Origin of the sequence: uncultured Hyphomicrobium sp., from assembly GCF_902826555.1 — a bacterium.
Taxonomy (GTDB): Bacteria; Pseudomonadota; Alphaproteobacteria; order Rhizobiales; family Hyphomicrobiaceae; genus Hyphomicrobium_C.
Window position 1 is genome coordinate 25,876 of the sequence record NZ_CADEFI010000034.1, and the last position, 11,003, is coordinate 36,878.

The 11,003-nt window shown below is 65.2% G+C and carries 14 protein-coding genes; 11 read left to right on the forward strand and 3 right to left on the reverse strand.

Annotated features, from left to right (window positions below; translation table 11 throughout):
• Positions 1-46: 46 nt before the first annotated feature.
• On the forward strand, positions 47-580 hold the full coding sequence (locus tag QZV93_RS13510; RefSeq protein WP_295559151.1) for a sigma-70 family RNA polymerase sigma factor: 534 nt from the start codon (positions 47-49) through the stop codon (positions 578-580).
• 2 nt (positions 581-582) lie between these two features.
• Positions 583-1,221, forward strand: a complete 639-nt coding sequence (locus QZV93_RS13515) for a cupin domain-containing protein (protein ID WP_295559152.1) — start codon at positions 583-585, stop codon at positions 1,219-1,221.
• Between the two features lie 16 nt (positions 1,222-1,237).
• Here the strand turns inward: QZV93_RS13515 and kdsA are convergent, their stop codons facing one another.
• Positions 1,238-2,095: a 3-deoxy-8-phosphooctulonate synthase gene (kdsA, locus tag QZV93_RS13520; protein WP_295559153.1), complete on the reverse strand. Its 858-nt coding sequence runs from the start codon at positions 2,093-2,095 to the stop codon at positions 1,238-1,240.
• Between the two features lie 175 nt (positions 2,096-2,270).
• Here kdsA and QZV93_RS13525 point away from each other — a divergent pair, with 175 nt between their 5' ends.
• The 7 genes from QZV93_RS13525 to QZV93_RS13555 all read left to right on the forward strand — a co-directional run bounded on the left by QZV93_RS13525 (position 2,271) and on the right by QZV93_RS13555 (position 7,517).
• Positions 2,271-2,885 carry an aminodeoxychorismate/anthranilate synthase component II gene (locus QZV93_RS13525; protein ID WP_295559154.1) on the forward strand — a complete coding sequence of 205 codons (615 nt, stop codon included), beginning with the start codon at positions 2,271-2,273 and terminating at the stop codon, positions 2,883-2,885.
• A gap of 21 nt (positions 2,886-2,906) precedes the next feature.
• Positions 2,907-3,932, forward strand: a complete 1,026-nt coding sequence (gene trpD, locus QZV93_RS13530; protein ID WP_295559155.1) for an anthranilate phosphoribosyltransferase — start codon at positions 2,907-2,909, stop codon at positions 3,930-3,932.
• 164 nt (positions 3,933-4,096) lie between these two features.
• Positions 4,097-4,507 (forward strand): hypothetical protein, encoded by a 411-nt coding sequence (locus QZV93_RS13535; protein WP_295559156.1) that lies wholly within the window; start codon positions 4,097-4,099, stop codon positions 4,505-4,507.
• Between the two features lie 70 nt (positions 4,508-4,577).
• Complete coding sequence (trpC, locus tag QZV93_RS13540; RefSeq protein WP_295559157.1) at positions 4,578-5,378, forward strand: indole-3-glycerol phosphate synthase TrpC; 801 nt, start codon at positions 4,578-4,580, stop codon at positions 5,376-5,378.
• Positions 5,375-5,890 carry a cyclic pyranopterin monophosphate synthase MoaC gene (gene moaC, locus QZV93_RS13545; RefSeq protein WP_295559158.1) on the forward strand — a complete coding sequence of 172 codons (516 nt, stop codon included), beginning with the start codon at positions 5,375-5,377 and terminating at the stop codon, positions 5,888-5,890. The genes trpC and moaC overlap by 4 nt, the downstream gene beginning before the upstream one ends.
• A gap of 4 nt (positions 5,891-5,894) precedes the next feature.
• The gene (glp, locus tag QZV93_RS13550; RefSeq protein ID WP_295559159.1) at positions 5,895-7,097 is read left to right on the forward strand and encodes a gephyrin-like molybdotransferase Glp; all 1,203 of its coding nucleotides are present in this window, start codon (positions 5,895-5,897) and stop codon (positions 7,095-7,097) included.
• A 78-nt stretch (positions 7,098-7,175) separates the two neighbouring features.
• Positions 7,176-7,517: a 4-fold beta flower protein gene (locus QZV93_RS13555; protein WP_295559160.1), complete on the forward strand. Its 342-nt coding sequence runs from the start codon at positions 7,176-7,178 to the stop codon at positions 7,515-7,517.
• A 15-nt stretch (positions 7,518-7,532) separates the two neighbouring features.
• On the opposite strand, the gene QZV93_RS13560 is transcribed toward QZV93_RS13555, so the two are convergent.
• On the reverse strand, positions 7,533-7,748 hold the full coding sequence (locus tag QZV93_RS13560) for a hypothetical protein (protein ID WP_295559161.1): 216 nt from the start codon (positions 7,746-7,748) through the stop codon (positions 7,533-7,535).
• Between the two features lie 471 nt (positions 7,749-8,219).
• Here QZV93_RS13560 and lexA point away from each other — a divergent pair, with 471 nt between their 5' ends.
• Positions 8,220-8,951: a transcriptional repressor LexA gene (gene lexA, locus QZV93_RS13565; protein WP_295559162.1), complete on the forward strand. Its 732-nt coding sequence runs from the start codon at positions 8,220-8,222 to the stop codon at positions 8,949-8,951.
• Between the two features lie 84 nt (positions 8,952-9,035).
• Here the strand turns inward: lexA and QZV93_RS13570 are convergent, their stop codons facing one another.
• Entirely contained in the window at positions 9,036-9,509 is a 474-nt protein-coding gene (locus QZV93_RS13570) for a DUF1801 domain-containing protein (protein WP_295559163.1), read from the reverse strand.
• A 519-nt stretch (positions 9,510-10,028) separates the two neighbouring features.
• Between QZV93_RS13570 and pip the strand changes: the two genes are divergently transcribed.
• Positions 10,029-10,982 carry a prolyl aminopeptidase gene (pip, locus tag QZV93_RS13575; protein WP_295559164.1) on the forward strand — a complete coding sequence of 318 codons (954 nt, stop codon included), beginning with the start codon at positions 10,029-10,031 and terminating at the stop codon, positions 10,980-10,982.
• Positions 10,983-11,003: the final 21 nt, after the last annotated feature.

Genomic DNA, 11,003 nt, shown 5'->3' on the forward strand with positions numbered 1-11,003 from the left:
AGAGGGACGCGCCCGGCGATCCCTTGCTGCCGATGCCCCGAGGACGATGGCTGATCTCCTGCAACGTGTTGCCGCGAATGGCGACGTCGAAGCCTTCAAGGCGCTCTTCGAAGCGTATGCGCCGCGCGTGAAATCTTACATGCTGCGGCAGGGGGCCGACGCCGCCACCGCGGAGGAGCTTGCGCAGGAAACCTTGCTCGCTGTGTGGCGGAAGGCGGCGCTCTACTCCGATGAAAAGGGCAGTGCGACAACGTGGATCTTCACGATCGCACGCAATCTTCGCATCGACCGCCTGCGCAAGGAGGTGGTCTGGCAGCCTTTGCCCGAGAACAATGACGAACGCCCGTCGGAAGATCCGTCGCCCGAAGAGGACCTTTCGGAGCGCGAACGCGCCGAGCGGGTGCGTGCCATGCTCTCTGAATTGCCGCCGGACCAATCCGAAGTGGTCAATCTCGCGTTTATCGAGGGTCTGTCGCACAGCGAGATCGCCACGCGACTGGATTTACCGCTCGGCACGGTGAAATCGCGCATGCGCCTCGCGTACCAGAAGATCCGCGATGCGCTCGAGGACTTGAGATAGCTATGACGATGACGATCACGCATCACCCGGATGTCTCGACGTTGATGTGCTGCTCGGCCGGGAGCCAGCCCGAGGCTTGTGCAGCCGTCATCGCGTCGCATCTTGCCGTGTGCCCCCAGTGTCGCGCCGAAGTGCGTCGCATGCAGAAGATCGGCGTGGCGCTGTTCGAAAAGCTCGAGCCCGAAAGTGTTGCTGTTCCTCCTCCCGTCGTGAAGCTTCGAGCTGCGGAAGCGGACGATGTTGAAACGAGCAAGCCGTGCGTGCTCAGTGCGGGCGAGATTCCCCAGTTCCTGGTCTCTTGCGTCGGACCTTGCCTGGACGGGATGACGTGGGAGCCGGTGGCGCGCGGGATATGGACGCACGCCATTGCTCTGTCGCCAGGAGCTTGCGGGGACTTGCGCCTGCTCAAGGTTGCGCCGGGCGGCTCGTTTCCCGAGCACGGTCACGTAGGCTGGGAGCTCACCCTCGTGCTCCGCGGAAGCTATTCAGACGAGTTCGGGACTTTTCTGGCTGGAGATGTGGCGGATCTCGACGAGGATGCGCGCCATCATCCGGTTGCCTGCCCGAACGCCGGTTGCATCTGCCTGATGGCGAGCGAGCACAAGCCGCCTCTGTTCGGTGGTGCGGATCGCCAAAAATAACGCCGTCCAGCCGAGGCTAGACCGCCGCGCGGCTCTTCGTCAGCGCGTCGAGCGCCATCAGTTCGCGCATCAGCGGCTCGAAATCCTTGAGCGGCAGCATATTGGGCCCGTCGGAGGGCGCGATGTCGGGCGCCTCGTGGGTCTCGATGAAGAGCCCCGCGACACCCACAGCCACAGCGGCGCGCGCGAGCACCGGCACGAAGCGACGGTCGCCGCCCGAGCTGCCGCCGAGGCCGCCCGGTTGCTGCACGGCGTGGGTGGCGTCGAAGATCACCGGCGCGCCGGTCTCGGCCATCTGCGGCAAGCTGCGCATGTCGACCACCAGCGTGTTGTAGCCGAAGGACGTGCCGCGCTCGGTCAGGAGCACGTTCGGATTGCCGGAACCGACGATCTTGGCCACCACGTTCTTCATGTCCCAAGGGGCCAGAAACTGCCCCTTCTTGACCTTGATGACACGGCCAGTCTTGGCGGCGGCGATCAAAAGATCGGTCTGGCGGCAGAGAAAGGCTGGAATCTGCAGCACGTCGGCGACCGGTGCCACGGCGGCGCACTGCTCCTTTTCGTGCACGTCGGTGACGATGGGGAGGCCGAGCTTCTCGCGGATCTCGGCGAAGACGTCGATGGCCGCGTCGAGGCCGATGCCGCGCTTGCCGGAGAGCGACGTGCGGTTGGCCTTGTCGAAGGATGACTTGTAGACGAGCCCGAGGCCGAGCCGGCCGGCCACCTCCTTCAACGCGCCCGCCATCTCCAACGCATGCGCGCGGCTTTCCATCTGGCAGGGACCGGCGAAGACGACGATAGGGGCGTCGTTGGCGGCGGAGAACGCGCCGATGGCGACGCGCGAGTTCGGCTTGATCGGATCGTGCTGGGTCATGGGGCCACTTATAATTGCTTCTGACGCCCAGGGGGAGAGCCCTTTCCGGGGTCTCCTCAGCCAATTCAGCCCGCCCCGCGCTTGACGCTTGCGCGCCAGGTTTCTACACCCACATCAGGGCATTGGGACGCCGGGCCGGCTGGCGTCTCCTGGATCCCCCGAGGCCTGCTCAGAAATGCTCGTCCTGATCGATAACTACGACAGCTTCACCTACAATCTCGTGCATTTTCTGGGCGAGCTCGGCAGCACGAGCGAGGTCATCCGCAACGACAAGGTGACGGCCGAAGAGGTCATCAAGATGAAGCCGAAGGCGATCGTGCTGTCGCCCGGCCCGTGCACGCCCAACGAAGCCGGCGTGTGCCTTGATCTGATCGCGAAAGCCGGATCCAAGATCCCGATCCTGGGCGTCTGCCTCGGCCACCAATCCATCGGGCAAGCCTACGGTGGGAAGGTGATCCGCGCGCCGGAGCCGATGCACGGCAAGCTCTCCACGATCACGCACACGGACAAGGGTGTGTTCGAGGGCCTGCCGCCCAAGATCGAGGTGACGCGCTATCATTCGCTGATCGTCGAGCGCAAAAGCCTGCCGGATTGTCTCGAGGTCAACGCCGAGACGGACGACGGCATCATCATGGGCCTGATGCACAAGACGCATCCGGTGCATGGCGTGCAATTCCACCCCGAGAGCATCGCCTCGGAGCAGGGCCACGCCCTGCTCGCCAACTTCCTCGACATCGCGGGCCTGAACCCGCGGCGTCGCAATGCCTCGCGTCCGCGCGATGCTGCGTAACGGCGAGGCATCGGGGGCACGATGAGCAGCGCGGTTGGCGTCAAGGGTGTGCTGCAAGCCGTCGCCGCGGGACAGCGCTTCTCTCCACAAGCAATGGCGGACGCAGTCGATGCGCTGACGGCCGACGGGACGCCGGCGCAGATGGCGGCGTTCCTTATGGGCCTGCGCGTGCGCGGCGAAACAGTGGATGAGATCGCCGGCGCGGCGCGCGCCATGCGCGAAAAGATGAGCGCCATTTCCGTGTCCCCGGAGGCCATCGATATCGTCGGCACGGGCGGCGACGGGCACGGCACGTTCAATGTCTCGACGGGCGCGGCGCTGGTTGCGGCCGGCGCGGGCCTCAAGGTGGCGAAGCACGGCAACCGCTCCGTATCTTCGCTCTCGGGCGCGTCGGACGTGCTCTCGGCGCTCGGCGTCAAGCTCGACTGCGCGGCGGCGCTGATCGTGCGCGCCGTGGAGGACGCGGGCGTCGGCTTTCTTTGGGCGCCGCAGCACCATCCCGCTTTCAAGGCCTGGGGGGCGGCACGTGCCGAACTCGGCGTGCGCACGCTTTTCAACCTGCTCGGCCCGATCTGCAATCCGGCCAACGTGCGCCGTCACGTGATCGGCGTGTTCGCGCCGGAATGGGTGAGCCCGATCGCCGAGGTGCTGCGCGCGCTGGGCTCGGAACGGGCGTGGGTCGTGCACGGCCACGACGGGCTCGACGAGCTTTCGACCACGGGGCCATCGATCGTCTCCTGTCTCGACCAGGGTAAGATCACGACGTTCGAGGTGACGCCGGAGGAGGCGGGGCTCACTCGCGTCTCGCTGGCGGAGCTCAAGGGCGGCGATGCCGCCCACAACGCGCGCGCTCTCAAAGATCTGCTCGGCGGCGCCAAAGGGCCCTATCGCGACATCGTGCTTCTCAATGCGGCGGCGGCGCTTGTCGTGGCCGGTCGCGCCTCGTCTCTCATCGAGGGCGTGGCGCTGGGGGAAGAGTCCATCGGCTCGGGACGGGCCGCAGCGGCTCTGGACACGCTCATCGCCATCAGTCAGGCGCCGGCTTAACCACACCGCCGCGCCGGGCGCGCGGCAATGCGCGGGCGTTGTGCTATCGTTCGCCTTTGCTCCGTATCGAGGCTTCACCCATGGTCCGCACCGCTGCTCCTGTCCTGATTGCCCTTCTCGTCTCATCTGCTTCACTCGCGCCTGCATCGGCGGAGAACGCGACGATGCCGAAGACCCTCGTCGTCGGCTACGACGAAGAAGGCAAGGTCGACGCCTCCGAGGCCGCGTGCCGGGTGTTCGTCGAAGAGGTCGTCGAGTGGGAGAAGCCGCAGATGGACCAGGCGGTTCGCGATGTCTGCGAGGTTCGCAAGCGTCATGCCGATGCCTACGCGGCCCTGCAAAAGGCCTACCAGGATTTCCGAGCGGAGCTGGTCGAAGCCACGCGCTTCGACGGGCCCGCAGCTGCCAAGCATGCGGGTCAGATGATCAAGAGTTGCATCGAGCACAAATGGGCCATTTCGACCGGTGGTCACAACATCGGCATCGACATGGTGCCGAACACCATCGATGCCGATTGCCTCACCATCGGGCGCGATCTGCTGGTGAAGGAGACCGCGTATCTCAAGGGCGAATGAGCGAACACGACCGTTCACGCTTGCAACACGGGGCGCTAGCACGCGCTCCTCACCCAACGTAAAGTTCGATATGGCCGACATTCTCGACAAGATCACGAAGTACAAACGCGAAGAGGTTGCTGCGGCGCAGGCGGCGTTGCCGCTGCAGGTACTGGCGGAATATGCCCGTAGCGCCCCGCGCGTGAGGAGCTTCGCAGGTGCTCTCGACGCCAAGCATCGCGCCGGTGAGCCAGCGCTGATCGCCGAGATCAAGAAAGCGTCGCCGTCGAAGGGGCTCATCCGTGCCGATTTCAACCCCCCTCTCCTCGCCCGCGCCTACGAAGCCGGCGGCGCGGCGTGCCTCTCGATCCTGACTGATGGACCTTCGTTTCAGGGTGCTCCGGAATTCCTGACCAAGGCGCGCGAGGCGGTCTCGCTGCCGGTGCTACGCAAGGATTTCATGATCGACACCTATCAGGTCGTCGAAGCGCGCGCGTGGGGCGCCGACTGCATCCTGATCATCATGGCGGAAGTGGATGACGCGCTCGCCGCCGATCTCGCGTCGGCCGCCAAGGACTGGGGCATGGATGCGATCGTGGAGGTGCACGACGCGGCCGAACTCGACCGCGCGCTTCGACTCCCCTGTCGCCTGATCGGCATCAACAACCGCAACCTCAAGACCTTCGAGACCACGCTTGCGACGACGGAGGATCTGGCGCCGCGCGTGCCGGCCGATCGTATCGTCATCGGCGAGAGCGGCATCTTCACGCCCGCCGATATCGCGCGGCTGAAGAAGGTCGGCGTCGCGACGTTTCTGGTCGGCGAAAGCCTGATGCGCCAAGCGGACGTAACGGCCGCGACGAAAGCGCTGCTCACACCGGAGGCCGCATGAGCAAGCTCACGCATCTCGACGACTCCGGGCGGGCACGCATGGTGGACGTGGGCGCTAAGGATGCCACCCAGCGCACGGCGGTTGCCGAAGGCTTCGTTGCCATGACGGCGGAGACGCTGGCGCTCGTAATCTCGGGCGGCGCGACCAAGGGCGACGTGCTGGCTGCCGCCCGCATTGCCGGCATCATGGCGGCAAAAAAAACGAGCGAGCTGATTCCGCTCTGTCATCCGCTGGCGCTGTCGAAGGCTGCGGTCGAGTTCGCGCCCTCCGAGACGCCCCCCGGGTTGCATATCCGCGCGGAGGTGAGCGTCACTGGGCCGACGGGCGTCGAGATGGAGGCGCTGACAGCGGTCTCCGTGGCCGCGCTCACGCTCTACGATATGCTGAAGGCTGCCGACCGCGGCATGGAGATCGGCGGTATCCGTCTGGTCAAGAAGTCGGGCGGGCGCTCGGGCGACTACGTGGCGCCGTCGCGCCCCTCGCCGGGCCCGCCGCAGAAGTCCGGAGGCTAGGCGCATGGCGCTGCTGCCGGTCGCGGACGCGCTCGCCCAGGTGCTGGCCGACATCGGGCCGCCGGACGAGGAGGTGGTGCCGCTCGAGGACGCCTGCGGGCGGGTGCTGACGCGAGATCTTGCCGCCCGTCTTACGCAGCCGCCGTTCGCCGCCTCGGCCATGGACGGCTATGCGGTGCATGGCGACGGCGCGGCCGCGATCGGCACGCAATGGACGGTGATCGGCGAGTCCGCTGCGGGGCGCGGGTTCCAAGGCGCGGTGGCGCCCGGACAGGCGGTGCGCATCTTCACCGGCGCGCCGGTGCCGGCCGGCGCGGGCACCGTCGTCATCCAGGAGAACGTGTCGCGTGCCGGCGAGCGCATCACGGCCATCGATGCGACGGCGGCAGGCGCCAACATTCGCGCCGCGGGCGTGGACTTCACGGCCGGCGACGTGCTGCTCGGGCGCGGGCGGCGGCTCGATGCGCATACGGTGACGCTGGCAGCGGCCATGGGCTACGGCGACGTCACTGTCGCGCGGCGGCCGGTGGTGGCGATCCTGGCAACCGGCGATGAGCTGGTGCCTCCCGGCGTGCGTCCGGGGCCGGATCAGATCGTCTCGTCGAATCCGCTCGGTCTCGCGGCGCTTGTCGCGCAGGCGGGCGGCGTTGCAAAGCCGCTCGGCATCGCACCGGACCGCCTGGACGAGCTCGCGGCGCGCATTGGGGAGGCGCGCGGCGCGGACATTCTCATCACCATCGGTGGTGCCTCCGTCGGCGATCACGATCTGGTCGGGGCGGCGTTGAAAGCCCAGGGGCTCGATCTCGCGTTCTGGAAGATCGCGCTGCGGCCCGGGAAGCCTTTGATGTTCGGCCGTCTCGGCGCCATGCGCGTGCTCGGCCTGCCCGGCAATCCGGTTTCGGCGCTCGTCACGGGGCGCGTGTTTCTGGTGCCGCTGATCAAGGCGCTGCTCGGTGCGCCTGCGGAAGCGCGCGTGACGGAGACGGCGACGCTCACGGCGGCGTTGGAAGCCAACGGGCCGCGGCTGCATCTCATGCGCGCGACGCTCGGGCGCGATACGGCGGGCGCGCTGACCGTGACGCCGCTGGCGTCGCAGGATTCGTCGCTTCTCAGTGCGTTGGCGAAGGCGGACGGCCTGATTTGGCGGGCGCCTGACACCCCTGCGCTCGATGCCGGCGCGAGCGTCGAGATCGAACGGCTGGATTGACCCATCGCTAACCATCACCCTGGTATACGGGTGCCTGTAACGGGCATTTGGAGTGGGTGAGCCTTGGATTTCTACTCGATGACGGGCGACGTCGTTTGCTACCTCGCCGACGGACGCTACCTTTTTCTCTGGGACGGCAAGCCGATCGCATACTTGACGGAAGACCAGCGGGTCTATGCCTACGACGGACGGCAGCTCGGCTGGCTGGAGAACGGGTGGCTCTACGATCGCGGTTATCAACCTGCTCTTTTCTCGGTGGATGCGACGGGTGGTCCGGGCCGCCCGGTGCGAAAGGCGCGGCCGATCAGAAGTACTCCGCAGCGCAAGCCCGCCATGGCAGTGCGCCAGGTCGGCCTTGCCAAAGCGAAGCGCGCGTTCGAGTGGTCGGGCGCGGTCGGACCGGCCTATTTCGCGCAGTAGCGCTGCGCTTCGGCGTCAGAGACCGGTGACGGCGGGCCTGTGCAGCTCCTCCGCGCTCAGCGAACGCACCGAGTAAACGCGCTCGCCGGGGATGGCGTCGGGACGGTTGCGCGCAAAGGCAATGGCGCTCGCCTCATCCGCGATCTCGACATCCATGAAGATGAATGTCGAGAGATCGGCATAGGTGCACTGCGGCGTCACTTGGATCCGCCAACCTGCTACGGTTTTCATTGTCCCACCCTCGATCTGTGACCCAGAGATCGTAACGTCGCGACTATAGTCCGTCCGATAACGGATAGTCCGGCGTTGGAGCGGTACGGTAAATTTTTCGAGGCGATGCGCGAGAAAAGTTCCCGGGAGCGGTGCTCGCCGGCCGTCCAGCCAAAACATCACGTTCGCCGGCTCGCAAGCGCGTGGCGCGTGGAGGGCGGTGCTGTCCTCGGACAGCACCCCCAGCACCCGGTCGTGTCAGTTTGATTTCAAACTGAGACACGACCATGCGCCCGGAGGGCCTTGCGGAACCTTGCAGGAACGATTAGGGTACATTCACGATTTGTTTAGGTGAGTCTTGCGATGCACCCGGTTGCAGCATCATCGGGTCGCTGAAGGTCCGCACGCTGTGTTCAACGCTCGGCGTGTTTCGCGGCCGCGTCAATTCCAACTCTCGGCCTCATGCGTATCGGGCCTTTGACGGGAGGCACAATGCTGACTTCGAAGCAGAAAGAGCTGTTGCTCTTCATCCATGATCGCATGCAGGCCGACGGCGTTCCGCCCTCGTTCGACGAGATGAAGGATGCGCTCGATCTCAAGAGCAAATCCGGAATCCACAGGCTCATCACGGCGCTGGTCGAGCGCGGCTTCATCCGCCGCCTGCCGCACCGGGCGCGCGCCATCGAGGTTCTGAAGCTCCCCGAGACATCGAGCGTGGCGGTGAGCGCGGCATCGGCGTCGCAATCCGCCGAGCCAAGGCGAATCGGATTTCAGCCGAGCGTCATCGAGGGCGCCAAGGCGCGCAATATCGCAACGCCTCCCTCGCACATGCTCGACAGCCGCACGGTTTCGGTGCCGGTCATGGGCCGCATCGCCGCCGGCGTGCCGATCTCGGCGATCCAGCACCACACGCACGACATCGCCTGTCCGCCGGATCTGCTCACCAACGGCGAGCACTTCGCGCTGGAAGTGAAGGGCGACTCGATGATCGAGGCCGGCATCCACGACGGCGATACGGTCATCATCCGCCGCTGCGACACGGCCGAGAACGGCGACATCGTCGTGGCGCTGGTGGAGCAGGAAGAGGCGACCCTGAAGCGTTTGCGCAAGAAGGGCTCGACCATCGCGCTCGAGGCGGCGAACCCCGAGTTCAAGACGCGCATCTTCGGGCCCGACCAGGTGGACATCCAGGGCCGGCTCGTCGGGCTCATCCGGCGGTATTGAGCTCTGCGGACGGCGGCGTATATCGAGGGGCTCGTGACGAAAGCCAGTTTCGTCACGAGCCCCTCGATCGTTTTGGGAAGCGGCTCACGCGCTTTTGCGTTTTTTCCGCGAGGGGGCGGGGCGCGCGGCAGCGGTCTTCGAGATATTGAATGCCACGGCGGCGCGAACGAGTGCCTTCAGCGCCTTTTCGTCGAGCTTATCGCCGTCGCGGAGATCGATGGCGCGCCTCACCTTGCCGTCGAGGCTGGCGTTGAAGAGGCCTTTCGGGTCGTCGAGCGCGGCGCCATGGGCGAAGGTCAGCTTCACCTTGTCCTTGTAGGTCTCGCCGGTGTAGAGGGTGCCGGCGTGCTCCCATACCGGAACACCCGACATGGCATTCGACGGCTTTCTCCATTTCACGTCCTCGACCACGCCGGGGTCGGCTGCCTTGATGAGCGCGCGGACGCGCGCGAGCATCTCGCCGCGCCAATCGCCGAGTGCCGCGATGCGGGCGTCGACGCGTTGGGAGGGGGTGTCTTCTTTTGCGTCCTTCGATGCAGCGGTCTTCGTCGTCTTCATGTGGAAGCTGTTCGTTGATGTCGGTGGTCGTTGCGTCATACAGCGGGCTTGAGAAATCGGATTACGCCCGCGCGCAGAGAGTCGCGAGAATGGCATCACGGGTCTCTTCTGGAGTCTTGCCTTCCGTATAGATCACGACCTTTGCTAAGTCGCAATTGGAGCGATGGAGGACGAAATGCATATTGAGGTCGAGGGACTCTGGAGGGCCGCTCATCCTGCTGCGCAGGATTTGAATCGACACTTGCAGGTCGGGCGACGAAATCGATGACGCAGTCTCGATGCTCGGCGAGCAAGCGCTCTACAGCGTGCACCTCGAATGGTTTCCAATAGCGATAAACGCCCTGAATACCTTCTTGTCGAGCAATTTTCCGCTGCTCGCCGGCATCGAACCCGATCTCCCGATAGTACGCCCATCGGACGTCATCCATCGAGCATTGTGGTAGACCAAGCGCCTCTGCGAGCAGCTTTCCCTGCGTGCTCTTGCCGGCGCCCATCGGCCCTATCAAAAGAAGGAAAGCAATGGCTCAATTTCCAGCTATCGAACCCTACACGACGGGGATGCTCGACTCGCGAGATGGCCATCAGATCTATTGGGAGTGCTGCGGCAATCCCAACGGGAAGCCAGCGTTGTTACTGCACGGCGGTCCAGGCACGGGATGCTCCACAGGTCAGCGCAGGTTCTTCGATCCGGCCATCTTCCGGGCAGTCTTGTTCGATCAGCGGGGCTGCGGCCGCAGCGTTCCGCTCGCGAGCCAGCCGAGTTCGAATCTCGCAAACAATACTACGCACCATCTTGTTGCCGATATCGAGAGGCTTCGGGAGATGCTCGGCATCGAAAGCTGGGTCATCCTCGCGCTGTCGTGGGGAACCACGCTCGCCCTAGCCTACGCTCACGCCCATCGGCAGAGGGTAAAGGCTATGGTGCTCGGATTTGTGACCACGACATCCCGGCGGGAGGTGCAATGGATCACCGAGGATGTAGGACGACTTTTCCCCCAAGAATGGGATCGCTTTGTCGAAACTGTCCCCCAAGAGCTGCGGGGGGTGCGACTTGTCGCTGCTTACGCGACCATGCTCGCGGATGGCGACGAAGCCGTTCGCGCTCGAGCAGCCGAAGCATGGTGCGCATGGGAGGCCGCCCACGTCTCGCTCACTCCAGGTCACAGGCCGAATCCTCTGTTCGAGGATCCGGGGTTTCGGCTGAGATTTGCAAGGCTGGTCACGCACTATTGGCGTCATGCCGCATTTCTTGAGGATGGTCAGTTGATCCGCGACGCCTCGAAGCTGAATGGCATCCCCGGCGTGCTGATTCACGGCCGCTTCGATGTCAGCGGTCCTCTGGTCACCGCCTGGCAACTTCATAAGCGATGGACGACCAGCAAGCTCCATATTCTGGACGACGCCGGTCACGGCGGCGGCATGCAATTCATTCCGCTGGTAGTTCATACTCTGGCTGACTTCGCGAACCTCTAGGACGGCGACGCGAAAGAGCTA